Consider the following 24,683-nt stretch of genomic DNA (forward strand, 5'->3'; position numbering starts at 1 on the left):
AGCAGGCGTCGGCCATGTTCCACAACCGTTCCGCACACCGATCTATGCGGCTCCTGCGTGCCGTGCCACAGATAGCGGCCATGCCCGCCTCCCCAATCGCGCCACGCCGTGCCAACCGCCGCACATTCCGGGTCGCCCTGCCGCTTGCCTGCGCCCTGCTGGCTGCGCCATGGTCCGCGCACGCCATGCCGCCCCAGACCGATCAGAAAACCGCCGCGCAAGAAGCCGCGTCCTTCAAGCCGCTCACCTGGGACGACCTGACCAATCGCCCACGCCCGACGGCGGACGCCACGGTCGCTTATGGTGCGGACCACATGCAGAAGGTGGACGTGTGGGTGCCCGCCGGGCCCGGCCCGCATCCCGTCGTCCTGATGGTCCATGGCGGATGCTGGCAGACCTCGATCGCCGATCGCACGCTGATGGACCGGGTGGCCGGCGACCTGCGCGACTCGGGCATCGCCGTGTGGAACATCGATTACCGGGGGGTCGACCGGGCGGGCGGCGGCTATCCCGGCACCTTCGCCGACGCGGCGGCGGCGGCCGACCGTCTGTTGACGGAGGCGGCACGCTTCCGGCTCGACCCCTCGCGCGTCGTCGCCGTGGGCCATTCCGCCGGCGGCCACCTCGCATTGTGGCTCGCCGGCCGGTCGCGGCTGCCGCGATCCAGTCCGCTGCACACCGCCACGCCGCTGCCGATCCACCATGTCATCAGCCTCGGCGGGCTGCCCGACCTGGAAGCGACCGCCGCCAGCCCCGACAATGGCTGCGGCACGAAGGTGGTCGAGCGGTTGGTCGGCAGCGATCGCGCCGATCCATATGCCGACACCTCCGTCCCCCGCCTCTTCCCGCTTGGCGTCGCGCAGACGCTGATCAACGGGCGCGAGGATCGCATCATCCCGTACCGGATGGCGACCGACTATGTCGCGCGCGCCACCGCTGCCGGCGATCGAGTCGCACTCGTCACCGTGCCTGAAACGGGACATGTCGAGCTGGTCACGCCTGATACCGCAGCCTGGGCGGCAACCCGCACGGCGATCCGCACGGCGCTCGGGATGCGCGACTAAGCGCGCTACGCGGTAATCCGCATCCGATTGCGTGCGCACGCCCCTTCCCGTATAGGCCTCGCCATTCCCGCCCCGGCCGCGCCGCTTCCGTCGCGTCGCCGGGGCTGTCCATTTCAGGGGTGATGCGATGGCGCGGCGCCGGCAGATTTACGAAGGCAAGGCGAAGATCCTGTACGAGGGTCCCGAACCCGGCACCTTGATCCAGTATTTCAAGGACGATGCCACGGCCTTCAATGCCCAGAAGAAGGGCACGATCAACGGCAAGGGTGTGCTGAACAACCGGATTTCGGAGCATATCTTCACCCTGCTCGGCAACATCGGCGTGCCGACCCACTTCATCCGCCGCCTCAACATGCGCGAGCAGCTGATCCGCCAGGTCGAGATCGTGCCGATCGAGGTGATCGTGCGCAACGTCGCCGCCGGCTCGCTCAGCAAGCGGCTCGGGATCGAGGAAGGCACCCAGCTGCCCCGCACGATCCTCGAATATTGCTACAAGGACGATGCGCTCGGCGATCCGATGATCTCCGACGAACATATCGCGGCGTTCGGCTGGGCCAGCCAGGAAGAGATGCACGACATCGCCGACCTGGCGATCCGCGTGAACGATTTCCTCTCGGGCCTGTTCGGCGCCGTCGGCATCCGCCTGGTCGACTTCAAGCTCGAGTTCGGCCGCGTGTGGGACAATGACTACAGCCGCATCATCCTTGCGGACGAGATCAGCCCCGACGGCTGCCGCCTGTGGGACATGACCACCAACGAGAAGCTGGACAAGGACCGGTTCCGCCGCGACCTCGGCGGCGAGGTGGAGGCCTATCAGGAGGTCGCCCGCCGGCTTGGCCTGCTGCCCGAAGGTGGCGAAACGGCGATCCTCGACATGGCCGAGCATCGCGAGCGCCGGGGCAAGTAAGCCCCGGCTGGACACCAGCAACGGTTGCGATCCGCGACCGCATCGAATAGCGGGCCACGGCATGAAGCTTCGCATCTACGTAACGCTCAAGCCCGGCGTGCTCGACCCGCAGGGCAAGGCCATCGAACACGCACTGTCGGGCCTCGGCTTCGCCGGTGTCGAGGGCGCCCGCGTGGGCAAGTTAATCGAGCTCGACGTCGCCGACACGGTCGATGACGCGCAGGTCGATGCGATGTGCCGCCAGCTGCTCGCCAATACGGTAATCGAGAATTACCGGGTGGAGCGCGCATGAAGACGGCGGTCGTCGTCTTTCCGGGGTCGAACTGCGATCGCGACATCGCCGTGGCGCTGGAAAGCGTCACCGGCACGGCGCCGATCATGGTCTGGCACCGCGAAACGGAGCTGCCGGAGGGCCTGTCCCTCCTGGCGGTGCCGGGCGGCTTTTCCTACGGCGACTATCTGCGCTCCGGCGCGATGGCGGCGCGATCCCCGATCATGCGCGCCGTGGCGGACAAGGCCGCCGGCGGGCTTCCTGTCTTTGGCGTCTGCAACGGCTTCCAGGTGCTGACCGAGGCTGGCCTCTTGCCGGGCGCGCTGATGCGCAACGCCGGGCTGAACTTCGTCTGCCGCGATGTCGCGCTGACCGTCGACAACAGCCAGAGCGCGTTCACCAGCCGCTATGCCGCGGGTGAGACGATCACCATTCCCGTCGCGCACCACGACGGCAATTATGTCGCCGACCAGGAAACGCTCGACCGGCTCGAAGGCGAAGGGCGCGTTGCGTTCCGCTATGCCGAGGATGTGAACGGCTCCGCGCGGCGGATCGCCGGGATCCTCAATGATGCCGGCAACGTGCTGGGCATGATGCCGCACCCCGAGCGGCGCGTCGAAAGCGCGCATGGCGGGCTCGACGGCCGCCGCCTGTTCGAAGGCCTGCTCGAAAAGATCGGCTGAAGCCGGACGGGGCGGTGCGCCATGCCGCCCCCCCCCAGCACAGGATCAGACCCGCGCGCCAAAGGGCGTGAAGTCGGTCCCGTCGTCATAGACGTCCACGCCCTCCGCGCGCTTCAGCCAGCCGACCACCACATAGGTGACGGGCGTCAGCAGCGCCTCCCACGACACTTTCAGCACCCATTGGGTGACCAGCACCGTCAGGACGAGCTGCGTCGTCCACCCCTCCGCGCCCCAGAAGGCCATCGGGTAGAAGATCAGGCTGTCGACCCCCTGCCCCGCCACCGTCGATCCGATCGTGCGCATCCACAGATGCTTGCCGCCGGTCGCCACCTTCATCCGCGCCAGCACGTAGGAATTAACGAACTCGCCCGCCCAGAAGGCGCACATGCTGGCGACCACGATCCGCGGCACCTGCCCGAACACCGCCTCATAAGCGGCCTGGTTGGTCCAGTCGGGCGCCGGCGGCAGCGCGACCACCACCCATGCCATCAACGCCATGAAAACCGTCGCGCCAAAGCCGGCCCAGATCACGCGCCGCGCGCGGGCATAGCCATAGACTTCGGTCAGCACGTCGCCGATCACATAGCTGACCGGAAAGAACAAAATGCCCGCGCCGAACGGCCAATAGCCGACGCCCGGCAGCCAGATCTGCGCCACCTTGCCCGCGCCAAGCACATTGGACAGCAACAGAATGGCGACGAACGCCGCCATGACAAAGTCATAATAGCGCAGGTTCTTGCCGTGCAGCGCAGATGCTGTCACGCGATGCGGCGTTGCCTCGTCCATGGAAAGATCATGGCAACGGTTTCCCGCGTCGGCAATCCACGCTAACGCACGTCGCGTGCGCGCCCGTAGCTCAGTTGGATAGAGCACGAGCCTTCTAAGCTTGGGGCCGCAGGTTCGATTCCTGCCGGGCGCGCCACGTTTTCAATACCTGACGACCTCAAACAGTCACGGTCCTCACCGGCTAGGTAGCAAATAGGTAATGCCGGCGACTCGGATGGGCTAGAGGACGAACGTTAGGCTGACTGGGTTAGTGCGGGCGGCATCGTCTTCGCTACGCCTACTGCGATCGCTGCCCTGGTAGCGTGCCGGCGGCCTGGGATGGCAGCAAAGTTCGCTGAGCGCACATTCCTTAGCGCCCTTGAGTTGAAGGCGAGTCTTCATCTAGCCTCTCGCTCAATTGGAAAAGGGATCAACAATGGCTGCAGTAGCCCATCAGTTCATGGACAAGGTGTTCGTCGGGGGACCGGCGCCGATCGGCACTTTCGCCTCCCGTTACGATGGCTTTCTCGCCACCGGCGAAACGGTCGAGCAGGAATTCAAAGGTATGCGTGACGGCATGGTCTTCACGAACAAGCGGCTCATGGTCATCAACGCACAGGGCTTGCTCGGTAAGAAGGTCGAAGTAACCAGCTTCCCATGGCGATCGATCACCGCCTTCTCGCTCGAAAACTCCGGCACCATTGATCTCGACGCAGAGCTTAAGATCTGCGGATCAGGCTGGGGCGTGTGCGAAGTCATGATGACCAAAGGGACAAATGTCCGAGAAGTCGCTCAATTCATCAACAACCGCATCAACCTTTAAGCTGCCGCAGCCAGCGCCGACGAATGAGCGCGCCCGCCCATCGTCGATCGCGGTTCAGATACGCTGAAACCAGAATCCGCCCGGCTTGGCGTCAGGATGCTCCGCCGTCATCGGGCAGGCAGCGACGAATTCATAGAACCGTTCCTGCTTCAGCCAATGGTTGGCGCAGATGACCTTGAACTGCGAATTGTAGCAGAGGAACGATTCCATCAGATATTGCTCGTTCCACAGCCGGCGATCCTGGCGCAGCCATGTCTCCGGATAGTCATAGGGCGTGAAGATGTCGTGCACATGCACGATGACGCCGCTCGTCACGCTGGGCACGATCTGGTGGAATTCGCGCAGCACGTCGCCCCAGGGGCGGATGACGTGCGAGCTGTCGATGAACAGGATGTCGTTGGCGTCGAGCGCATCGAAGAAGGCGAGATCCAGGTCCTCCACCCGCTCCCGGACCACCGTGACGCCCGTTCGCTCCAGCCAGGGCATCTCATACGGCTCGATACAGATGTGGGCGCACGTATAGCCCTCGTCATTCCGCTTGTTCGCCGCGATGGCGGCGCGGGCCATGAGCGTCGACTGGCCCGATCCGATCTCGATGATCCGCGCCGGCTTCTTCAGGCGGATCATGTTGTAGAGGATCTCCGCATCGCCATAGGAATACATGCGGTTGTCGTATCCGTATTCGTCCTCGCGCGGCTTTTCGTCCGGGAACGCACGCAGCTCCTCGGCAAAGTGGAACGACCGCAGCAGCGCGAGCTGTTCGCCCTCGTTCATGTCGAAGCCGGGCAGGAAACGAGCCTTCTGCGTGTCTGCGGGGAGATCATGCTCCGCATATGTCGGCTCGTAATAATGCGTGGTCCGCACCTGAAATCCGGCACGATCCTGCAACGCCTGGAACCGCGTCATCCGGTTATGATGCTTTCCCATGAAGCGTAATGCCGGGGCAGCAATGCCGCCGAGTGCGGTCGCGCTCACATCAGCGATCTTGTGCAGCAATACGGCCACGGACAATCCTCTTCTTCAGGTCTCCGCTCATTGTTCGCCCGGTCGATCGAACACGTGCGGCATTCCGGGCATGTCTAAACACGTTGGCCGCTCACGGTCGCACGATTGCAACCATAATGGATGTCACGCGCCATCCTGCCGATTACGGCATGGTCGGCGCGTCGCGGCGCATGATCATCACGGGCGCGCTGATGATGCTGACGGCGCGCGCAGGTCAGCCCGGGGGCACCGAAGGAAACCGCCGCCCAGATCCGGGTGTTCATGCCCCGGGCGCCCCGCTCAGAAGGCGCCAGCAGGGAGCAGATATGGCGACAGCCAGACAGGATGACGCGGCTTTTCCGGACGGGCTTGATCCCAGCCATGCCGAACCGGTCAGCGGGCTGCGCGCCCACGCCAGCCCGCTCGCCTTCATCATCCTGGGTGCGATCGTCGCGACGGCGATGACCGGTGCGCTGGGCGGCGCGCCGGCGCCGGTCACCACGATCAATGCGCCGGCAGCGGTCATGGAGGTCAAGGTTGCCCGCCCGCTGCGCAGCGGCCTGTTCTTCGAAACGCATATCCGGGTGGTCGCGCGGCAGGACATCGCCAAGCCGGTGATCGGCATCGATGCCGCATTGTGGCGTGACCTGACGATCAACAGCCAGATTCCGGCGCCCAGCGACGAAAGCTTCGCCGACGGGCGATATCGCTTCGACTATCCCGCGCTGAAGGCTGGCGACACGCTGGAGATCAAGATCGACGGCCAGACCAATCCGCCGCTCGTCGGGCGGCTTGCCGGAACCATCACCCTGCTCGACGACGACACCCGGCTGAGCGCGATCGCTCTCTCCATCCCGGTGCTGCCCTGATGGATATCGTTTTTCGGGCGAGCGTCACCTTCGCCGCGCTATACCTGCTGCTCCGCCTGCTGGGAAAACGTGAGATCGGCCAGCTTACCCCCTTCGAACTGGTCGTGATCGTGGTGATGGGAGATCTGGTGCAGCAGGGGGTGACGCACAACGATTTCAGCCTCACCGGCTCGATCCTCGCCATCGCGACCTTTGCCTTCTGGGCGCTGGTGATGAGCTGGGCGACCTATCTCTCGCCCCGGCTTGAGAAGCTGCTCGATGGCCAGCCGCAGGTGATCATCCGCGACGGCGAGCTGATCGAGGCGAACCTTCGCCGCGACCGCATCACGCGTGGCGAGGTGGAGGCGGAAATGCGCCTCGCCGGCATCGCGCGCATGAAGGATGTCGCATGGGCGATCCTGGAAACCCAGGGGAAGATCAGCTTCATCCGCAAGGATGACGGCGACGTGAACCAGAAGGAGGACGATGCCGCCGCGTGAATGACGGTCGTGCTTAAAACAGCTTCGCACCGGCCAATGGTATACGAACAATCGACAGGGCTTTTCACCGCCGCACCGCGTGACCTTCATGCGGAGGGTGCGCATGAACATCCGCCAGCGATGGCTCAGCCGAAGTTACCCAAATGATCGCGCAAGTCGACGCTCAGGATGTCGCAGAAAAAGCACGCTTCCGCTCGCTCACGGGCCGCAACATTCGCATCTTTCTCCCCCCAATAGCGCGCAAAAATGCCCGGACCGCGGGGTCACACCACCCGTTCATCTTTAGGGTGATTTACGTAGTGCATCGGGGACGACGCATCGCCTAGATGGCAATTGCCGCCTCGGCAAAGGAGGGCAGCCAGCCGAGGCGGCAACCGGAACGGTCAACCGAAGGGAGCAAGCGACCACGGGAGAGCGACAGCACGAGGATAGCAGCAAGGGCAGCAGGCGACGTACAGCGTGACGCCGCTCGCCCTTATTCAGCGCAGGCGATCAGCGCAGCTCGCGTGAGGGCCCCTCTCCGGGGCATTGCGCGAGATAGCGGCGCGCCAGTTCCAGATGCGCGGTGCGCGCCTCAGTGCTGCGTGCCCGACGCACCATCGTCAGTTCGGCACGGGCGCGGAAGATGGCATATTCGACGTCGCTGCGCATCGGATCCTCTGAACTAAAACCGAATCCGATCTTACGGCCGTACGGCGAAAAGGAATTACGTAGAGTCCCGATCGATCGACGATCGGGCGGGCCGTGAGCGCGTCGCCAGCACCGATCGCTCGGGCCGGAGCCCTTCGAACAGGCCGTATATCGCCTCTGGCGCCGCAACCTGCGTGCCACTGGTAAGGAGCGTGGCGGAGCCGGCGGCGACCCCGAACCGCGCCGCCTCACCCAGCGAGCAACCCTGCGACAGCGCCCATGTCGTGCCGCCAACCATCGCATCGCCCGCGCCGACGGCGCTGCGCACCTCGACCGCCGGCGCCACGATCCGCTCGGCGCCCTCGCGGCTCACCAGCAGCGCCCCGCGCGGCCCGAGCGATACCAGCACGACCTCGGCAAACCCCGTCTCGACCAGCGCGGCCGCCGCTGCTGCCTCCTCCGCCTCGCCCATCAGCTTGCGGCCGACCAGCAGTTCCAGCTCGCGCAGATTGGGCTTGATCAGAAACGGTCGCCGCGCGCCGCTGGTGCGCAGATGATCGCCCGGCAGGTCCAGGATCAGCCGCGCGGCCACCATGTTGCACCACTCGCCCAGCTGCTCGATCAGCTCCGGTCCTACCCCGGGCGGCGGGCTGCCGCTGATCACCACGAACTCCGGCGGCGGCCGCACCCCTTTCACCCGGTCGATGCAGCTTTGCTGTTCCGCGGCGCTGAGCACCGGGCCGGGCATGACGAAGCGGTATTCGTTGCCGCTCTGCCCCTCGGCGACGGTCAGATTCGCGCGCGTGTCGCCGGCGATGGGAATGAAGGCGAAGGGCGTACCCGTGCGCAGCAGCAGGTCCTCGAAGCGCGCCCGAAACGGGCCGCCGGCGGTTACCACCGCCAGCACGTCGCCGCCCAGCGCGTGGATCAGGTTAGCGACGTTGATCCCGCCGCCGCCCGGGTAATAGGCTGGCTCCGCACAGCGCAGCTTGTCGGTCGGCCGGACCTCCCGAGTGGAGGTGCTGACGTCAAGCGAGGGGTTGAGCGTAAGCGTGACGACCTTTGCCATCATGCCCCGGCAAAGGTCGCTTCCGCCTTCGCGACATGCCCCAGGGTCCGCACGAACGAATCCGGATTGAGCGAGATGGAATCGATCTTCTCGCCGACCAGAAAGGCGGCGAATTCCGGATGGTCGCTCGGCGCCTGGCCGCAGATGCCGACCTTGCCGCCCGCGGCATGGGCGCGACGGATGAAGTCGCTGATCGTGCGAAGCACTGCCGGATCGCGTTCATCGAACAGGGTGGAGAGCAGATCGGAATCGCGATCCGCGCCAAGCACCAGCTGCGTCAGGTCATTGCTCCCGATCGAGAAGCCATCGAACCGCTGGCTGAATTCCTCCGCCAGCACGACGTTCGACGGTATTTCGCACATCATGTAGATTTGCAGCCCCCCGTCGGACCGCTCCAGCCCGTGGCGGGACATTTCCGCCAGCACCGCCTCCGCTTCCATGATCGTGCGGCAGAACGGCACCATGACGATGATGTTGGTCATGCCCAGCTTCTCGCGCGCGCGCCGCAGCGCCCGGCATTCCAGCGCGAACCCGTCGCGGTAGCGCGGATGGGCGTAGCGCGATGCACCGCGGAACCCGAGCATCGGGTTGGCCTCGACCGGCTCGAACGCCGCCCCGCCCAGCAAGTGGCGATATTCGTTGGTCTTGAAGTCGCTGAGCCTGACGATCACCGGCTTGGGCATCTGCCCCGCCGCGATCTTGGCGATCCCGCTCGCCAGCGTTTCGACGAAGAAATCCGCCCCGCTGCTATGCCCGGCGATCAGCCGGTCAATGGCGCGGCGATCGTTCTCGTCGGTCACCTGATCCGGGTGGATCAGCGCCATTGGATGCACCTTGATCAACGTGGAGACGATGAACTCCATCCGCGCAAGGCCGACGCCCTGGATCGGCAGCCGCCACCAGCGGAATGCCTGCGCCGGGTCACCCGAGTTGATCATCAGTTCGGTGTGCACCTGCGGCAAGTCGGCGACCGCAATCTCGTCGATCGTATAGGCAAGCTCGCCGGCATAGACCTTGCCGATGTCGCCTTCGCCGCACGACAGCGTGATCTCGGCGCCATCCGCGATCAGCGAGGTGGCGTCCCCGGTGCCCACCACCGCCGGCACGCCCAGTTCGCGGCTGACGATCGCCGCATGGCTTGTGGTCCCGCCATGATCGGTGATGATCCCCGCCGCCCGGCGCATGATCGGCACCCAGTCGGGATCGGTTGTTTCCGCCACCAGGATCGATCCGTCGCGGAACGATCCGATATCGGCAGGCGAGCGGATGATGCACGCCTCGCCCGAACAGATCATGTCGCCGACCGCAGCGCCGGTGGTCAGCACGGGGCCCTTTTCCTTCAAATGCCACGTCCGCACCACCTCGCCCCGCCGCGCGGATTGCACCGTTTCCGGGCGAGCCTGGACGATGAACAGTTCCTGGGTCTCGCCGTCCTTGGCCCATTCGATGTCCATCGGTCGGCCGTAATGCTGCTTGATCAGCACGGCCCAGCGGGTCAGCTGCAGCACCTCGGCATCGCTCAGGACGAAGGTCGCCCGCTCGGTCCGCGATGTATCCACCGTCTTGGTGCGCGCGCTGCCGCCCTGGTGGAAAATCATCTTCTGCGCCTTCGCGCCCAGCTTGTGCTCGACAATCGGGACGAAACGGGAATCGTTCGCCAGCGGCTTGAACACGGTGAAGATGTCGGGATCGACACTCCCCTGCACCACCGTTTCGCCAAGTCCCCAGGCAGCGCTGACCACCGCCACATTGGGAAAGCCGGTCTCGGGGTCGAGGGTGAACATCACGCCCGATCCTGCAAGGTCGGATCGCACCATCAACTGGACGCCGATCGACAAGGCGACGGACTGGTGGTCGAAGCCTTTGGCCTCACGATAACTGATCGCGCGATTGGTGAACAACGAGGCGTAGCAGCGCCGGCACGCCTCCAGCAGCGCCCGCTCGCCGCGCACGTTCAGGAATGTCTCCTGCTGCCCGGCAAAGCTTGCATCGGGCAGGTCCTCGGCCGTCGCGCTTGAACGCACCGCCACCGATGGCCGCGCGATCCCGTGGCGGCGACCCAGGTCGCGATAGGCGCCGACGATCGCATCGGCGAGCGGCCCCGGCAGGTCCGCTTCCAGCAAATGCATCCGGATCGCTTCGCCCGTATCGGCCAGCGTGGCGCGCCCGCCGCGCATCGCCCCGATCGCCTCCGCAATCTGGCCACCGAGGTCCGCCGCGGACAGGAGATAGCGATAGGCGTCGGCCGTCGTCGCAAAACCGTCGGGCACGCGGATGCCCTGGCTTTTCAGCTCGTGCAGCATCTCGCCCAGCGATGCATTTTTGCCGCCCACCAGCGGCACGTCGGTCGCGCGCAGTTCATCCAGCGCGACGACCAGCCTTGCAGGCTGGCTCGCCTGGTCGCGCGCCACACCATCGATCATGTCGGTCATTGCCACATGCTGGCTCACCCTGCCGGCAACCGACATCCGCAATAACACGTGGCCGGTCAGCGCATCCGGGCGAGCAGGTCCGCGACCTTCATCGTCGTCACCGTGGCATAAGTGTCCGCCACGCCATGCGGCAGGATCAGCCAGCCGTCGTGGACCAGCGCCCCGCAGCTGTAGATGACGTTCGGGACATAGCCGTCGCGCTCGCCCTCCATCGGCGTCAGGATCGGTTCCTCGGTTCGCGCCAGCACCTTGCTGGGATCGTCCTTGTCGAGCAGGCAGGCGCCCAGGCTGTAGCTGCGGATCGTGCCCACCCCATGGGTGATGACCAGCCATCCCTCATCGATCTCGATCGGTGGCCCGCACACGCCGATCTGGATGAACTCCCACGGCCAGCGCGGCTTGATGATCACCTCGCCGCGGTTCCATCGGTACAGGTCGTTGGAGGTCAACAGCCAGATATTCTCATGGTCCTGCCGGCCCAGCATGGCAAAATAGCCGCCTACCCGCCGGGGAAAGAGCGCCATGCCCTTGGTGTGCGCATAGCGGCCCTCCAGCGGCACAAGATCGAAGGTGCGAAAATCGACCGTGCGCATCAATTCCTGCCGGATCGCGTCCGGCGCCACGCCGGTATAGGTGCCATAATAAACGACGCTGCCATCGTCCTCGATGAAGCGCGTCAGTCGGAGATCCTCCAGCCCCCGGCGGTGCCCGGGGGCGACGGGAAACAGGACGAAGCGCGAGAGGTCAGGGTCTGGCCCGCACTCGAACCGGATCGCCGGATCGTCGCGCCCACCCCCGGGGATCGGGCTCGACTTGGCCGACACCAGCTGCTCGGCCGGGGCCTCGAACCAGACCTTGCCGCCCGGGCCGACGGTGCCGACACGGAACACGATGGAGGATACATGCCCCTCGCCGACCGCGCGGAGCGTCAGCAGCACGCGGATCGACTTGGCCGGCAGGTCGGTCTGGTCGGGGTGGATGGTGATGCTGGGATTGAACAGCGCCGCCGCCTCGACGGCATATTCCTCCAGCAGGTACCCGCCGATCAGCTGCACCTGTTCATCGCTCAGCGTATGATCGCTACCCGACGGGGAAATCGCCGCATAGAACCGCCGCTCCAGCAGCATGTCCACCTGAGAATGCCGCTTCGCCAGCTGCGCCTTCAGCTTGTTCAGCTCAAGCTTGACCGTCGCGGGCGGCAGCGCGCTGACACGGTCGACCACCAATGCCGTGCGCTGCTGCGGAACGTCGCGACTGGGAAACGGATTGTCGGCCGGGGTGAACGGCCGCAACACGACGTGCGAGGGGTCGGCGCGGAACACGACCTGCGACATGATCCATTCCCTTCATCGTCCGGCGCGGAAGCCGGGCCCTGCCCCTGTCCCGCCGGCCTGGTTGGCCAAGGTCAGGGCGACTTGGGGCTGATCACCAGCGCGGTGCCGTTCGGATCCACGGTCACCAGGTTATAGCTGCCATCAGTGCATTTCGCGCGCCACTGCGGTCGGTTCGGATTGGTCCCGACCTGCTCCGCACTGACCACCCCCTGACACGGCACCCCTGCGTCCTGGATCGCCCGGAACAGGACGATGTGCAGATCGCCTTCGGGCAGCGCCAGCACTTCCTTGGCGTAATTGCCCACGTTGATCTGTTCGGCTTCCTGCGTGACCGTCGTGCCGTCACATCCTGCAACCAGCAGCAGCAAGGGGGCAAGAAACAAGCCTGGCTTCATGTTTGATCTTCCTTTGCCTGTCGTGTGATCCGGAACCGGATGGTCGCGGTCGAACCGCGGTCCAGTTCACTTCAGATCGCTTGCTTCTTCAACCCTTCGCGTCCGACGATGGGCGATCTGGCCACAGCGGCGCGCCCATCGGCCGCGACCAGGCCGCCCATGCTGCCGGTGAGGCCAATTTGCGCCGCAGACAGGCCGCTTCCCACCCGGTCAATTGGCCGCCGCGCTGCCGGCGTTCGCCTGGTCCTTCGACACCTGCATCAACGCCTCCTGCAGCCGCTTTTCCTGATCGGGCGACAAGGAAGAGCGCAGCACGCGGCCGCGCACATCAGACAATTCGCTCAGCACCTTTTCCGCCTGAACCTTGCGCACCAGCACGAAGATCGCCGAGGTGTCCGGCTTCAGCGTATCGGAAAGCTCACGGATGAAATTGTCGTCGATGCCATAATCCATCAGCGATCCGGAAAGCGCGCCCGCACCGGCGCCGACCGCCGCCCCCACCGCCATCCCGGCCAGGGGGTTCAGGAACAGCAATCCCACCAATGTGCCCCACAAGGCGCCGGAAAGCCCGACGGAGGCAGCACCGGTGCCAACCATGTTGTAGCTCTGCTTCAGCCGCACCTTCCCGTCCGGCTGCCGAATGGCGACGACCGCATCCTCCAGATCGATCAGATATTCCCGCTGCATCCGCTGCAACTGGGTGAGGACGCGATCAGCCTCATGCGGATCGTCAAAGCCGACAACAATCAGATCAGCCACATGCACTCTCCTCTGCTTTGCCGGTGCCAGCGACGCCCGGCTTCTTCGGCCAGGCGCGGGCGTCGCAGCCTCATTTCTGTGACGAGATCGGGATACGGCGCTTCTGCTCGCCGGCCTTTTCGTCCTTGGGCAAGGTGATGATCAGCACGCCTTTGTCGACATGCGCGCTCACCGCATTTGGATCGACGTCCTTGGGAAGATTGATCTTGCGGACGAACGATCCATAGCGGCGCTCGCGCAGCATGTAGTCGCCGTCCTTGCGATCCTCCTCATCGCGCTTCTCTCCCGATATCGTCAGGATTCCGTCGGCGACGCTGACGTCAATCTGGTCCTCCGACATGCCGGGGATCTCGGCCGAGAGTCGATATTCCTTGTCCTTCTCCGCCATCTCCAACGCCGGCAGGCTGAACATGCCGTCGAGCGCAGCGAGGCTGCCAAGGCGTGATCCGAACGCACTGCGTGCGGGCGAGGAGAAATTCTCGAACAATCGGTCGATCTCGCTGCGCAGCCAACCCAGTGGCGCCTCGCCGCTCGACCGCGTCTTCGCTGGCAGATCCGCTTGCGTGCTCATCGTCCCGACCTCCGGCCGTGAAAATCGTGAAGGCGGCGTTCAGGACCACGTGGTCCGGGCGCCGGAAAAAATCACCTGCCCGTGCACCGGTGGCGATGCAGACGCTGCGCCGGCGGCCGGGGGGAGCCGCTTTCACGCACGGGCAGGTGGGCTGCAAGGCAACCGGGCCTCGAGAAGCGACGTGCACACGTGCAAGGAGGTGATCCGTATCCTGACGTGCCGCGATACGCTCCGCAGACTTCAGTCTTTATTGCTGCCGATCAACAGCTAGGGACGCCGCGTTTTTCGGAATATTGGGAAGAGTACCTAAGCTCGCGAAAGCCCCAATCTGGGATGGGCGCGCGGGACGATGGCGCACGACCGTTGGTGCGCTTCAGGGGCCCGTGACGCCCAGCGGAACCGCGCCGGTATTAGGTCCGCGGGCTACCCAGGCCGGCGGCAAATGCGATCCGCAGCGCGTCGGACAGGCTGCGCGCCTTCAGCTTGGTCATCACGTTCGCGCGATGCACCTCCACCGTGCGCACCGAGATTCCGAGGTCGTAAGCGATTGTCTTGTTGGGAAACCCCTCGGCAAGCTCCGCCAGCACTTCCCGCTCGCGCGGCGACAGGGCACCCAGTGCGAGGTCAGCGTTGGCCGCCCGGGTCAGCGCGTCTGCCGATTTCTCCAGCCGCTCGAACGCATGCTCCAGCGCGGCAAGCAGCACGTCGCCATCAAATGGCTTTTCGATGAAATCGACGGCGCCCGCCTTCATCGCTTTGACCGCGATGGTGATGTCCCCGTGACCGGTCAGCACGATCACCGGCATGGCGATGCCGCGTTCGATCAATTGCTGTTGCACCGCCAGCCCGTCGATGTCCGGCATGCGGACGTCGAGGAGGATGCAGCCGTTTTCCGCATGCCGCACCTCCTTCAGAAAGGCAGTCCCGCCCTCCCACGTTCGCGTGGCGAAGCCGAGCGTCTTGAGCATGAAGCTGGCCGATCGCCGGACCGCCGCCTCGTCATCGATGATGTGCACCAAGCGTTTGTCGTTCATTCTGCCAACTCCCGATCGGCCTGAACCATGGTAAAGTGAAACGCCGTACCCCCGCCCTCGCGCGGCTCGGCCCAGATCCTGCCGCCACTCGCCTCCACGATCGTCCGGCAAATCGACAGCCCCAGTCCCATGCCGCCGGCCTTCGTACTGTTGAACGCACGAAACAGCGTCGCCGCAACCTGCGGGGCAATGCCCGATCCGGTGTCGGCAACGGTGGCTTTCACGCATCCGTCGTCCTCGACCCGCGTCGACACCGACAGGTGGCGCTCTGGCGATTCCGCCATCGCCTCGATCGCGTTCCGGATCAGGTTGATCAGCACCTGCTGGATCTGAATGCGGTCCACCAGGACGGGCGATGCATTGGCGTCGATGTCGAAGGTGACCCAGATCCCGCGTTCACGCGCACCGATCAGCGCCAGTTGTGCCGCCTCTTCGATCAGTTGCGGCAGATCCTCCACCGTCAACTCCATCTCGCCGCGGCTTTCGAAGTCATGGAGGTGCCGCAGGATATCACCCGCCCGCAGACCTTCGCGCATCGCCTCCGCCAGTGCGTCGTCGATCATGTCACGGTCCTCCTCATTTCCCTCCCGCAGAAGGTTTCGGATGCCGCGCATGTAATTGACGACCGCCGTAATCGGCTGGTTCAATTCATGCCGTAAGGTGGAGGCCATTGTGCCCATCGCGCTCCCCCGTGCGGCATGAACGAGGCTGGCGCGCAGTTCCTCCAGCCGTTCCTGCGTGCGACGGTGCTCGGTCAGATCGCGGATGAACGCGGTGAAGATCGGCTTCCCTTCGGTCACGGCCTGGCCGACCGCCAGCTGCAACGGAAAGGTCGACCCATCGCCTTTTCGCCCGAGCAAGGTTGAGCCCACGCCATCGCTACTGTTGCGCGTTGCGGCGAGGTAATATTCGAGATCCCCCACTCTTCCCTGCGGGTCGGACGACGCGATCAGCCGCTGGAAGCTCGTGCCCACGACTTCGCTTTCGGACAGCCCGAAGAGGCGTTCTGCCGCCGCGCTGAAGGACAGGATGTTGCCAGCGCGATTTGTCACCACCATTGCGTCCGGCACGGTCGCCAGGATCGAGCGATAATGGTTCTCGCTGGCCGCAGCCCTGAACTGCTCGGCGCGCTGCTGCGTGATGTCGCGGATCAGCTTTCCATAGCCGCGCAACGTTCCCGATTGATCATAGAACGCCTTGAGGTTGAACGATGCTAGGAACCGCGATCCATCCTTTCGGACATGCCAATCCTCGCCCCTGACCGCCCCCTTCACAGCCGCAGTACGAAGGTGATGATCCGGCACCCCCTCGGCCACTGCCATCTGCGTGTAGAAGATGGAGCAATGCTTGCCGATGACCTCGTCGGCGTTCCAGCCCATCAACCGGCGCGCTCCTTCGTTCCACACCGAAACACGACCGGCCGCATCATACATATAAATGGCGTAACCGGTCGCTCCCTCGATCAGCAGGTTCAGCTCATGCGCCGCCGTGCGTTCGCGCGCCGCGCGGGCGGAATGAAGGTAGGACAGGGCAACGACGCTACCGGACGACAGACCGAACAGCAGCAGAAGCCGCAGCTCATCCGTACTCGGCAACCATCCTATCCATGAGGTCACCGCGGCGGAGAGCGCAGCCGCCACACCGGCCCAGAACGGCCCCGCCAGCATGCCGGTGACGGAAATTGCGAAGAAGAACAGAAGAAATGGGGCCGCTGGGGGCGGCCCTTTATTGAGTGCATGTTGCACCAATGCAGCCAGCCCGACCACCCCCACGGCGATGCCGCAGCCAGTAAGCCCCGCGCGCAATGAAGCCCCACGTATGGACTGCATCGGCTCTCCTAGTGCCGCACCATTTCCCCAGCGCGCGGCAACTCTTTGCTTAACATAAATTTTGGTACATTCGAAGACAATCTCGATTGTTGGTTACCGGTAGCGCACTAGGATGGAGCGGATCCTCTTCCGCTCATTGCCCAGCATACCGCCGTCGTGACCGGGGCAGAGTGACGGGCAAGTTGTTTCCAACGATATAGGCAAAACCCCTGATTGGCGGATCAGGGCGGGTCGGTGACACCCGTCAGACGCGCACGCCGGTCGTGCCCGGCCATCGGGGATGCGCCCCGGGCGCCCAACCAAAGACGCAATGTCGCGCACGAGCGCGAGCGGCGCTGCGCCATCTCGAGCCAAGGGATCGCATCAGGTGCAACAGGAATGATGATCTGTGGCACGACCGCTCGGACGAAGACGCGGTCGCGGATCGTGCCGATCGCGCTCATCCTGTTCACTCTTGGCGGCTGCTCCTTTGCGCCGAAACATGTTCGCCCGGCCGCGCCAGTGCCGCCGCGCTTCCCGGGGACGAACCCCGGCGGTGCGACCATCGCGGCGATCGGCTGGCAAGCCTTCTTTCGCGATCCGGAACTGCAACGCCTGATCGCACTCGCCCTGGCCAACAATCGCGACATTCGCGTGGCGGCTGCCCGCGTTCTGGAGGCTCGGGGCGCATGGCGGATCCAGGGCGCAGCGCTCTACCCGCAGATCGATGGTGCTGTCGCCGCCACGCGGGGCCGGACGCTGTACAACCTGCTAGGCAGCGCAGCGACGCCGGTCGACGTTCGCTCCATCGGCGTTCAGGCGAATGCGGCGTGGGAGATCGATTTTTGGGGCCGGCTGCGCAATCTGCGCGATGCCGCGCGCTGGCAGTATCTCGCGACGGAAGAGGCGCGCCGCGGGGTTGCCACGCAACTGATCGCGCAGGTTGCAAACGGCTATCTGCTCGAACGGGAGTATCAGGAACGCGCCGATCTCGCCCGCCGTACGATCTCCACGCGCGAGGAGTCGCTGCGGATCGTCCGGCGACGCTACGAGGTGGGATCGGGAAGCAAGCTCGACATGACACAGGCGCAGGCGTTGCTGGGTCAGGCGCGCGCCGCGCTTCAGGCTCTCGAGCAGGATCAGGAGGTCAATCGCAACGCGCTCGCGCTTCTCGTTGGCCAGCCGGTGACATTGACCGCATCGGATCGGCGCTTCGCGCAGATCACCACCTATCTTCAGCTGCCGCCGGGGCTGCCGTCCGATCTGCTCACCAACCGGCCGGACATCGTAGCGGCGGAGCGTCAGTTGCTGGCGGCCAATGCGAACATCGGCGCTGCGCGCGCCGCGTTCTTCCCTAACATCACGCTTACCGCGGGAGGAGGGATCGCCAGCACCAGCCTTGGCGACCTGTTCAGTTCGCCGACGGGGGTCTGGAGCTTCGCGCCATCGCTGACGCTGCCGATCTTCAATGCGGGCCGATTGCGGGCCAACCTTGACGTGGCGGAGGCCAGAAAGATCTTGGCGGTGGCCGAATATGAGCGCGCGATCCAGATCGCGTTCCGCGATGTTGCCGATGCGCTCGCGCGGCGGCGACAGCTGTCGTTGCAGATCGAGACGACGCGCGGTGTGCTGGACGCCCTGACCGAGCGTGCGCGGCTGGCGACCTTGCGCTTCGATAATGGCCGTTCAGCCTATCTTGAAGTGCTCGATGCACAGCGCGACCTGTTCGACACACAGCAATTGCTGGTGCAGCTACGTCGTGCCGAGGTGGCGAGTGGAGTTGCGCTCTACGCCGCGCTCGGCGGCGGTTTCGCCGCGCAGCCCGTGTTCGATTCAGACGCTGTCGCCACGGGGAGGACGCCGGCACCATGAGCAAATTGCGGGACAACCGCTGGATTTCGCGCGGGCTGATCGCGCTGGCCATCGTCGGCGTCGGGGTGCTGCTGTGGCTAGCCATGCGTCCATCGGGCCTCCCCGCCGGCATCGTCAGCGGCAACGGCCGGATCGAAGCGGTCGAGATCGACATTGCCGCCAAGATGCCGGCTCGCTTGCGCGACATCACCGTCAGCGAGGGGCAGTTCGTGCGTCAGGGACAGATCGTCGCCACGATGGATACGGACGCCTTGCAGGCGCAACTGGCGCAGGCGCGAGCGCAACTTGCCGAGGCGACGAACGCCATCCAGATCACCGAAGCGCAGGTGCTGCAGCGGCAAAGCGACAAGGCCTTTGCCCAGGCGACCGTTCGCCAGCGGGAGGCGGAACTGAACGTTGCCCGCAAGCGACTGGGACGATCCTCCACGCTCGCGAAGGAAGGTGCGACGCCGGTGCAGGAGCGGGACAATGACCAGGCGGCGGTCGAGGGCGCGTCGGCAGCCGTAGCCGCCGCTCAGGCGCAGGTCGCCGCGGTGGATTCTGCGATCCGCGCGGCCCGCAGCCAGGTGGTTGGGGCCGGCACGAACGTCGAGGCGACGCGCGCCACGATCGACCGGATCATGGCTGACATCAACGACAGCGTGCTGCGCGCGCCCCGCGCGGGCCGGATCCAGTACCGCATTGCGCAGCCCGGCGAAGTGGTGGCCGCTGGCGGCCGCGTGCTGACGATGATCGATCCATCGGACGTGTCGATGGTGTTCTTCCTGCCCGAAACGGTCGCTGGTCGGGTCGCGCTGGGTGACGAGGCGCGCATCGTTCTCGACGCGCTGCCGGATCGCTACGTTCCGGCACGGATCAGCTTTGTCGCGGACGTCGCACAATTCACCCCCAAAACCGTGGAGACATCCAGCGAGCGCGAGAAGCTGATGTTCAGGGTGAAAGCGCGCATCGATCCCGATCTTCTGCGTCGCCACGTCAACCTGGTGAAAACGGGGGTCCCCGGCGTAGCCTATGTCAGGATCGATCCCGGCGTGCCGTGGCCGGCCAGCCTGTCCCGTGTCGTGAGGGATTAGCAATGCTGGCGCCGGGCGCCTCCCCCCAGGCGTCAACCACCGCCGACGATCATGTCGCGCGACTGTCAAACGTGACCTTGCGCTACGGCCGGACGGTCGCGCTCGACAATCTCGACCTCATTCTCCCGGCAAGGCAGATGGTCGGCCTCATCGGTCCGGACGGCGTCGGCAAGTCCAGCCTGTTCTCGCTGATAGCGGGCGCACGTGCCATTCAGGAGGGCAAGGTCGAGGTTCTTGGCGGCGACATGAGTGACAAGGCGCACCGCGACCTGGTCTGCCCGCGGATCGCCTATATGCCGCAGGGTCTCGGCAAGAACCTCTACCCTACCCTCTCGGTCGAGGAGAATCTGCAGTTCTTCGCGCGGCTGTTCGGGCAGCCCCCGGAAGAACGGCGCCAGCGCATCCATCAACTGACCCGAAGCACCGGGCTCGAGAACTTTCTCTCGCGTCCCGCAGGCAAGCTTTCCGGTGGAATGAAGCAAAAGCTGGGCCTGTGCTGTGCGCTGATCCACGAGCCGAGCCTGCTGATCCTCGACGAGCCGACCACCGGCGTCGACCCGCTGGCACGTGCGAACTTCTGGATTCTCATCGGCGAGATCCGCGAACAGAACCCGGGCATGAGCGTGGTCGTCGCGACCGCCTATATGGACGAGGCGGAACGGTTCGACTGGCTAATCGCCATGGACGACGGCCGCGTACTGGCGACGGACACGCCGGGCGAGCTGATGGCGCAGACATCGTCGCCGGGACTGGACGAAGCCTTTATCGCGCTGCTGCCCGACGAGAAGAAGCGTGATCACACGCCGGTCACGAAGCCGCAGCAGCAGTTCAATGAGCAGAGCGTCGCGATCGAGGCGAACGATCTCACGATGCGCTTCGGCGATTTCGTCGCGGTGGACCACGTCAGCTTTCGCATCGGTCGCGGCGAGATCTTCGGGTTCCTGGGATCGAACGGCTGCGGCAAATCGACGACCATGAAGATGCTAACCGGCCTGCTCGAGCCGAGCGAGGGCGAGGCGAAGCTGTTCGGCAAGCCGATCGATCCCAAGGACATCAACGTCCGGCGCCGGGTCGGCTATATGAGCCAGGCCTTCTCGCTCTACAGCGAGCTGACGGTGCGCCAGAACCTGGAACTTCATGCGCATCTGTTTGCGGTGCCGCCGGCGGAGATCGCGGAACGCGTCGCCGAGATGATCCGGCGGTTTGGCCTCGACAATGCGGCGGAGGACTTGCCGCCGGCCCTGCCCCTTGGTGCGCGGCAGCGCCTTTCGCTCGCCGTCGCGATGGTCCATCGCCCCGAAATCCTGATCCTGGACGAACCCACGTCGGGGGTGGACCCGATCGCGCGGGACACGTTCTGGCGGCTGCTGATCGACCTGTCCCGCCGCGACCAGGTGACGATTTTCATCTCGACGCACTTCATGAACGAGGCCGAGCGCTGCGACCGCATTTCGATGATGGATGCCGGCAAGGTGCTCGACAGCGACACGCCGGAACGACTGATCGAGAAGCGCAGCGCCGCGACGCTGGAAGAAGCGTTCATCTCCTATCTGGAGGAGGCCAGCGATGAGGCGACGGCAGACGCCCCCATCCAGATGCCCACACCAACGGAGCCGGAGGCCGCATCGTCGATGCGCCGCTTTAGCCCGCGACGGATGTACAGCTATCTTTGGCGCGAGACGCTGGAGCTTCAGCGTGACCCAGTGCGCGGGGCGCTGGCGCTCGCCGGTTCGGTGATCCTCCTTCTGGTGATCGGGTTCGGGATCAGCCTGGACGTCGACAACATCCGCTATGCCGTTCTCGACCGGGACCAGACCACCACCAGCCGCCAATATGAGCAGGAAATCGCAAGCTCGACTTATTTCATCCAGCGCCCGCCGATCACCAGCTACGATGACATGGACCGACGGATGCGCAGTGGCGACATTTCGCTGGCCATCGAGATCCCGCCGGGATTCGGACGTGATTTGCGGCGGGGAACGCCGCAACCCGTCGCCGCATGGTTCGACGGTTCGATGCCGCTGCGCGCAGAGACGATCCGCGGCTACATCCAGGGCCTGCATCAACGCTGGCTGGCGACAGAAATGCGCGACGCGGGCCTGACCGGTGCGGCGCGCGCGGGCGCGGACGGATCGGTCACGGTGCAGAACCGCTACCGCTACAACCCCGACGTGCGCAGCCTGCCGGCGATGGTGCCAAGCGTCATTCCCCTTCTGCTGCTGATGCTGCCCGCCATGCTGGCGGCGATGGCCGTCGTCCGGGAAAAGGAAACCGGATCGATCATCAATTTCTACGTGACGCCGGTGACGCCGAGCGAATTCCTGCTAGGCAAACAGCTTCCCTATGTCGCGCTGGCGATGATCAACTTCGCGATCATGGTGATCATGGGCCGCTGGGTGTTCGGCGTTCCGATCACCGGCAACTTACTGGCCCTCACGGTTGGCGCATTGCTTTTCTCCTTCGTCTCCACCGGCATCGGTCTCCTCGCCTCCTCCGTCACCCGCAGCCAGATCGCCGCGCTGTTCCTTGCCATGATCGGCACGCTGATCCCGACGCTGACCTATGGCGGCATGATCGATCCCGTGACCTCGTTGCAGGGCGGCGCGCGGATCTTTGGCGAAATCTACCCCTCGTCGCACATGATCACGATCACCCGCGGCGTGTTCAACAAAGGGCTGGGCTTCGAGGACCTGTGGTCGTCGCTATGGCCATTGCTCCTTGCGTGGCCGATCATCACCGGAGCATCGATCCTGTTGCTCCACAAGCAGGAGCGCTGAGGCGATGCGCACGCTCTCCAACATATACCGGCTCGGCATGAAGGAGCTGTGGAGCCTGTGGCGCGATCCCGTGATGCTTCTGCTGATTGCCTTCACCTTCACCGGGGTGATCTACACCTCGGCCAAGGCGATGCCGGAAACGCTCCACATGGCGTCGATCGCGATTGTCGATGAGGATCGCTCCCCGCTGTCGCGGCGGATCATCGATGCCTTCTATCCCCCGCAGTTCGCCCCGCCGATGCTCATCAATAGCGCCCAGATCGATCCCGGTCTGGACACGGGACGCTATACGTTCGTGCTGCGCATTCCCACCAACTTCCAGCGTGACGTGCTGCGCGGCCGCGCGGCGGAACTGCAACTGAACACCGACGCCACGCGGATGACTCAGGCCTTCACCGGCAGCAGCTATATCCAGCAGATCGCGCTGGGTGAGGTGAACAGCTTCGTCGCCCGCCAACAGGGCAAAAGCGCGCTGCCGGTCGATCTGGAGGTGCGTGCGCGCTACAATCCTACGCTCAGCGCCATCTGGTTCGGCGCCCTCGTCCAGGTGATCGACCAGATCACCTTGCTGGCCATCATCCTGACCGGCGCGGCGCTGATCCGCGAGCGCGAGCACGGCACGATCGAGCACCTCCTCGTCATGCCCGTGACCCCGTTCGAGATCATGGCGAGCAAGGTGTGGTCGATGAGCCTGGTCGTCCTGGTGGCATCCTTCCTGTCGACGCAGTTGGTCGTGCGCGGATTGCTGCATGTCCCCATCGCGGGATCGCTGCCGTTGTTCTTCGCCGGCGCAACGCTCGCGATGTTCGCCACCACGTCGATCGGGATCTTCATGGCGACGGTTGCGCGCAACATGCCCCAGTTCGGGATGCTTGCGGTACTTGTCCTCCTGCCGCTGCAAATGCTCTCGGGCGGGATCACGCCGCGGGAAAGCATGCCGGAAATTGTTCAGAACGTGATGCTCGCGGCGCCGACCACGCACTTCATCAGCCTGGGTCAGGCGATCCTGTTTCGCGGCGCTGGCATTGATGCCGTCTGGCCGCAGATGATCGCGCTTGCTGCAATTGGCGCTGTATTCTTCGTCTTTGCCCTGCGCCGGTTCCGTGCCGTCATCACCAGAATGGCGTGACGTTCAGCTCTAAAGACTTCGATTAGATCATCCTTACGCACCGTTACGTATACCGTTCAGGTGCAGAAAGGCCCAGTTTCTTCATCCAGGCACCCACAAAGGCGCGGGGAAGAGGATGCGGTCGATTCTGCTTTATGCGAATGAGGATAGCGGCACGATCGATCGGGTCGAAGCTGCGCTCAATCTCGCCGGCGCCTTCAACGCCCATCTTCATTGCTTGCAGATGATCACGCCGGATACGTTCGTGGCGATGGATCCCTTTGGTGGGGTCTATCCGATGTTCGATCTGCTCGAGGACATGCGGGAGCGGGAGGCGAAGAACAAGCAGGAGATCGACGCCAAGCTGCAACGCGCGGACGCGCTGCGCACGTGGATCACCGGCACCCGCTATCCACGCAGCAGCGCGCTGGATCGCATTGCGCTGGTCGACCTGACCATCGTGAGCATTCCGCAGAAGGACGAGCTTGGCGATCGGCCGCCGCCGCCAGCGCGGCTCGCCACGCAAAGCAACACGCCGGTCCTCGCGATCGCTCCTGGCGGCACGCGTTTCGACGCTCACGGCAATGCGATGGTGGCGTGGAATGGTTCTGCGGAAGCGGCGCGCGCATTGTGCGCGGCCGTCCCGCTCCTGTCGCGGGCTGAGAACGTGACGATCGTGCATATTGAGGAAGCGAAGCCCCATGGACTTCCGCCCACGGATGCCGCCGAATACCTCGGCTATTACGAGATCAGGTCGGATATCCGCGAAGTGGCCCGATCCGACCGGATCACCAGCGAGGTGCTCGCCGAGGCCGCGGCACTGGCCGACGCATCATACATCGTCATGGGCGCCTACGGCCACGCGCGGCTGCAGGAGCGGATTTTCGGCGGTGTGACCCAGGCCCTCTCCACCAACAGCAATGTCAGTCTGTTCATGGCCCATTGAGGAGCACGTTCATGACCTCACCGTAGCGCC

General features: G+C 64.9%; 25 protein-coding genes and 1 tRNA gene. 13 read left to right on the forward strand and 13 right to left on the reverse strand.

Annotated elements, in window-relative coordinates:
- Positions 1–80 precede the first annotated feature (80 nt).
- The 4 genes from CA236_RS06510 to purQ all read left to right on the forward strand — a co-directional run bounded on the left by CA236_RS06510 (position 81) and on the right by purQ (position 2,925).
- Positions 81–1,064 (forward strand): alpha/beta hydrolase, encoded by a 984-nt coding sequence (locus tag CA236_RS06510; protein ID WP_241212544.1) that lies wholly within the window; start codon positions 81–83, stop codon positions 1,062–1,064.
- A gap of 127 nt (positions 1,065–1,191) precedes the next feature.
- Positions 1,192–1,971, forward strand: coding sequence for a phosphoribosylaminoimidazolesuccinocarboxamide synthase (gene purC / locus CA236_RS06515; RefSeq protein WP_046410689.1), 780 nt, complete (start codon positions 1,192–1,194; stop codon positions 1,969–1,971).
- Positions 1,972–2,032: 61 nt separating this feature from the next.
- The gene (gene purS / locus CA236_RS06520; protein ID WP_046410691.1) at positions 2,033–2,263 is read left to right on the forward strand and encodes a phosphoribosylformylglycinamidine synthase subunit PurS; all 231 of its coding nucleotides are present in this window, start codon (positions 2,033–2,035) and stop codon (positions 2,261–2,263) included.
- Positions 2,260–2,925, forward strand: a complete 666-nt coding sequence (purQ, locus tag CA236_RS06525; protein WP_125944993.1) for a phosphoribosylformylglycinamidine synthase subunit PurQ — start codon at positions 2,260–2,262, stop codon at positions 2,923–2,925. Before purS ends, purQ begins: the two co-directional genes overlap by 4 nt.
- A 45-nt stretch (positions 2,926–2,970) precedes the next feature.
- On the opposite strand, the gene CA236_RS06530 is transcribed toward purQ, so the two are convergent.
- Positions 2,971–3,711 (reverse strand): queuosine precursor transporter, encoded by a 741-nt coding sequence (locus CA236_RS06530; protein WP_125944994.1) that lies wholly within the window; start codon positions 3,709–3,711, stop codon positions 2,971–2,973.
- 59 nt (positions 3,712–3,770) lie between these two features.
- Here CA236_RS06530 and CA236_RS06535 point away from each other — a divergent pair.
- Positions 3,771–3,847: transfer RNA gene (locus CA236_RS06535), tRNA-Arg, on the forward strand.
- A gap of 279 nt (positions 3,848–4,126) precedes the next feature.
- The gene (locus CA236_RS06540; protein WP_125944995.1) at positions 4,127–4,513 is read left to right on the forward strand and encodes a PH domain-containing protein; all 387 of its coding nucleotides are present in this window, start codon (positions 4,127–4,129) and stop codon (positions 4,511–4,513) included.
- A gap of 54 nt (positions 4,514–4,567) precedes the next feature.
- On the opposite strand, the gene CA236_RS06545 is transcribed toward CA236_RS06540, so the two are convergent.
- Positions 4,568–5,518: a class I SAM-dependent methyltransferase gene (locus tag CA236_RS06545; protein WP_125944996.1), complete on the reverse strand. Its 951-nt coding sequence runs from the start codon at positions 5,516–5,518 to the stop codon at positions 4,568–4,570.
- A gap of 305 nt (positions 5,519–5,823) precedes the next feature.
- Between CA236_RS06545 and CA236_RS06550 the strand changes: the two genes are divergently transcribed.
- A complete protein-coding gene (locus tag CA236_RS06550; RefSeq protein WP_125944997.1) occupies positions 5,824–6,366 on the forward strand; it encodes a hypothetical protein in 543 nt (180 codons plus the stop codon).
- Positions 6,366–6,845 (forward strand): YetF domain-containing protein, encoded by a 480-nt coding sequence (locus CA236_RS06555; RefSeq protein WP_125944998.1) that lies wholly within the window; start codon positions 6,366–6,368, stop codon positions 6,843–6,845. Before CA236_RS06550 ends, CA236_RS06555 begins: the two co-directional genes overlap by 1 nt.
- A 492-nt stretch (positions 6,846–7,337) precedes the next feature.
- Here CA236_RS06555 and CA236_RS18720 read toward each other — a convergent pair whose 3' ends face one another.
- The 10 genes from CA236_RS18720 to CA236_RS18725 all read right to left on the reverse strand — a co-directional run bounded on the left by CA236_RS18720 (position 7,338) and on the right by CA236_RS18725 (position 17,341).
- Positions 7,338–7,496 carry a hypothetical protein gene (locus CA236_RS18720; protein WP_164518885.1) on the reverse strand — a complete coding sequence of 53 codons (159 nt, stop codon included), beginning with the start codon at positions 7,494–7,496 and terminating at the stop codon, positions 7,338–7,340.
- A 55-nt stretch (positions 7,497–7,551) separates the two neighbouring features.
- Positions 7,552–8,544 (reverse strand): 1-phosphofructokinase family hexose kinase, encoded by a 993-nt coding sequence (locus tag CA236_RS06560; protein WP_164518886.1) that lies wholly within the window; start codon positions 8,542–8,544, stop codon positions 7,552–7,554.
- Positions 8,544–10,976 carry a phosphoenolpyruvate synthase gene (gene ppsA, locus CA236_RS06565; RefSeq protein WP_241212545.1) on the reverse strand — a complete coding sequence of 811 codons (2,433 nt, stop codon included), beginning with the start codon at positions 10,974–10,976 and terminating at the stop codon, positions 8,544–8,546. Before ppsA ends, CA236_RS06560 begins: the two co-directional genes overlap by 1 nt.
- A 56-nt stretch (positions 10,977–11,032) precedes the next feature.
- Complete coding sequence (locus tag CA236_RS06570) at positions 11,033–12,310, reverse strand: glycoside hydrolase family 130 protein (protein ID WP_125945000.1); 1,278 nt, start codon at positions 12,308–12,310, stop codon at positions 11,033–11,035.
- Between the two features lie 71 nt (positions 12,311–12,381).
- Positions 12,382–12,705, reverse strand: coding sequence for a hypothetical protein (locus CA236_RS06575; protein WP_046410702.1), 324 nt, complete (start codon positions 12,703–12,705; stop codon positions 12,382–12,384).
- 210 nt (positions 12,706–12,915) lie between these two features.
- Entirely contained in the window at positions 12,916–13,464 is a 549-nt protein-coding gene (locus CA236_RS06580) for a DUF1269 domain-containing protein (RefSeq protein WP_125945001.1), read from the reverse strand.
- Between the two features lie 70 nt (positions 13,465–13,534).
- The gene (locus tag CA236_RS06585; RefSeq protein WP_125945002.1) at positions 13,535–14,035 is read right to left on the reverse strand and encodes an Hsp20/alpha crystallin family protein; all 501 of its coding nucleotides are present in this window, start codon (positions 14,033–14,035) and stop codon (positions 13,535–13,537) included.
- Positions 14,036–14,445: 410 nt separating this feature from the next.
- Positions 14,446–15,069 carry a response regulator gene (locus CA236_RS06590; protein WP_046410705.1) on the reverse strand — a complete coding sequence of 208 codons (624 nt, stop codon included), beginning with the start codon at positions 15,067–15,069 and terminating at the stop codon, positions 14,446–14,448.
- Positions 15,066–16,664, reverse strand: a complete 1,599-nt coding sequence (locus tag CA236_RS06595) for a PAS domain S-box protein (RefSeq protein ID WP_231621999.1) — start codon at positions 16,662–16,664, stop codon at positions 15,066–15,068. Before CA236_RS06595 ends, CA236_RS06590 begins: the two co-directional genes overlap by 4 nt.
- Positions 16,665–17,119: 455 nt before the next feature.
- Entirely contained in the window at positions 17,120–17,341 is a 222-nt protein-coding gene (locus CA236_RS18725; RefSeq protein WP_164518878.1) for a hypothetical protein, read from the reverse strand.
- Between CA236_RS18725 and CA236_RS06600 the strand changes: the two genes are divergently transcribed.
- Genes CA236_RS06600 through CA236_RS06615 form a run of 4 tightly spaced genes read left to right on the forward strand, consistent with a single transcriptional unit; the run spans position 17,325 to position 23,728 of the window.
- Positions 17,325–18,749 (forward strand): efflux transporter outer membrane subunit, encoded by a 1,425-nt coding sequence (locus CA236_RS06600; RefSeq protein ID WP_241212546.1) that lies wholly within the window; start codon positions 17,325–17,327, stop codon positions 18,747–18,749. The two genes, CA236_RS18725 and CA236_RS06600, sit on opposite strands and share 17 nt — an antisense overlap.
- Positions 18,746–19,822, forward strand: coding sequence for an HlyD family efflux transporter periplasmic adaptor subunit (locus CA236_RS06605; protein ID WP_125945004.1), 1,077 nt, complete (start codon positions 18,746–18,748; stop codon positions 19,820–19,822). Before CA236_RS06600 ends, CA236_RS06605 begins: the two co-directional genes overlap by 4 nt.
- A gap of 2 nt (positions 19,823–19,824) precedes the next feature.
- Complete coding sequence (rbbA, locus tag CA236_RS06610) at positions 19,825–22,599, forward strand: ribosome-associated ATPase/putative transporter RbbA (RefSeq protein WP_125945005.1); 2,775 nt, start codon at positions 19,825–19,827, stop codon at positions 22,597–22,599.
- Between the two features lie 4 nt (positions 22,600–22,603).
- Positions 22,604–23,728: an ABC transporter permease gene (locus tag CA236_RS06615; RefSeq protein ID WP_125945006.1), complete on the forward strand. Its 1,125-nt coding sequence runs from the start codon at positions 22,604–22,606 to the stop codon at positions 23,726–23,728.
- Between the two features lie 43 nt (positions 23,729–23,771).
- Here CA236_RS06615 and CA236_RS18730 read toward each other — a convergent pair whose 3' ends face one another.
- The gene (locus CA236_RS18730) at positions 23,772–23,942 is read right to left on the reverse strand and encodes a hypothetical protein (protein WP_164518887.1); all 171 of its coding nucleotides are present in this window, start codon (positions 23,940–23,942) and stop codon (positions 23,772–23,774) included.
- Positions 23,943–23,945: 3 nt separating this feature from the next.
- On the opposite strand from CA236_RS18730, the gene CA236_RS06620 reads away from it, so the two are divergent.
- A complete protein-coding gene (locus tag CA236_RS06620; protein WP_164518888.1) occupies positions 23,946–24,653 on the forward strand; it encodes a universal stress protein in 708 nt (235 codons plus the stop codon).
- Positions 24,654–24,683 lie beyond the last annotated feature (30 nt).

The sequence above is a fragment of the Sphingomonas sp. ABOLG genome, from assembly GCF_003950435.1.
GTDB classification, from domain to species: Bacteria; Pseudomonadota; Alphaproteobacteria; order Sphingomonadales; family Sphingomonadaceae; genus Sphingomonas; species Sphingomonas panaciterrae.

Excerpts from the sequence above, each read along its gene's own strand:
- CA236_RS06510 (WP_241212544.1), top strand. The coding sequence starts at position 81 with ATGCCCGCCTCCCCAATCGCGCCACGCCGTGCCAACCGCCGCACATTC.
- purC (WP_046410689.1), top strand. The coding sequence starts at position 1,192 with ATGGCGCGGCGCCGGCAGATTTACGAAGGCAAGGCGAAGATCCTGTAC.
- purS (WP_046410691.1), top strand. The coding sequence starts at position 2,033 with ATGAAGCTTCGCATCTACGTAACGCTCAAGCCCGGCGTGCTCGACCCG.
- purQ (WP_125944993.1), top strand. The coding sequence starts at position 2,260 with ATGAAGACGGCGGTCGTCGTCTTTCCGGGGTCGAACTGCGATCGCGAC.
- CA236_RS06530 (WP_125944994.1), bottom strand. The coding sequence starts at position 3,711 with ATGGACGAGGCAACGCCGCATCGCGTGACAGCATCTGCGCTGCACGGC.
- CA236_RS06540 (WP_125944995.1), top strand. The coding sequence starts at position 4,127 with ATGGCTGCAGTAGCCCATCAGTTCATGGACAAGGTGTTCGTCGGGGGA.
- CA236_RS06550 (WP_125944997.1), top strand. The coding sequence starts at position 5,824 with ATGGCGACAGCCAGACAGGATGACGCGGCTTTTCCGGACGGGCTTGAT.
- CA236_RS06555 (WP_125944998.1), top strand. The coding sequence starts at position 6,366 with ATGGATATCGTTTTTCGGGCGAGCGTCACCTTCGCCGCGCTATACCTG.
- CA236_RS18720 (WP_164518885.1), bottom strand. The coding sequence starts at position 7,496 with ATGCGCAGCGACGTCGAATATGCCATCTTCCGCGCCCGTGCCGAACTG.
- CA236_RS06560 (WP_164518886.1), bottom strand. The coding sequence starts at position 8,544 with ATGGCAAAGGTCGTCACGCTTACGCTCAACCCCTCGCTTGACGTCAGC.
- ppsA (WP_241212545.1), bottom strand. The coding sequence starts at position 10,976 with ATGACCGACATGATCGATGGTGTGGCGCGCGACCAGGCGAGCCAGCCT.
- CA236_RS06570 (WP_125945000.1), bottom strand. The coding sequence starts at position 12,310 with ATGTCGCAGGTCGTGTTCCGCGCCGACCCCTCGCACGTCGTGTTGCGG.
- CA236_RS06575 (WP_046410702.1), bottom strand. The coding sequence starts at position 12,705 with ATGAAGCCAGGCTTGTTTCTTGCCCCCTTGCTGCTGCTGGTTGCAGGA.
- CA236_RS06585 (WP_125945002.1), bottom strand. The coding sequence starts at position 14,035 with ATGAGCACGCAAGCGGATCTGCCAGCGAAGACGCGGTCGAGCGGCGAG.
- CA236_RS06590 (WP_046410705.1), bottom strand. The coding sequence starts at position 15,069 with ATGAACGACAAACGCTTGGTGCACATCATCGATGACGAGGCGGCGGTC.
- CA236_RS18725 (WP_164518878.1), bottom strand. The coding sequence starts at position 17,341 with ATGAGCGCGATCGGCACGATCCGCGACCGCGTCTTCGTCCGAGCGGTC.
- CA236_RS06605 (WP_125945004.1), top strand. The coding sequence starts at position 18,746 with ATGAGCAAATTGCGGGACAACCGCTGGATTTCGCGCGGGCTGATCGCG.
- rbbA (WP_125945005.1), top strand. The coding sequence starts at position 19,825 with ATGCTGGCGCCGGGCGCCTCCCCCCAGGCGTCAACCACCGCCGACGAT.
- CA236_RS06615 (WP_125945006.1), top strand. The coding sequence starts at position 22,604 with ATGCGCACGCTCTCCAACATATACCGGCTCGGCATGAAGGAGCTGTGG.
- CA236_RS18730 (WP_164518887.1), bottom strand. The coding sequence starts at position 23,942 with ATGAAGATGGGCGTTGAAGGCGCCGGCGAGATTGAGCGCAGCTTCGAC.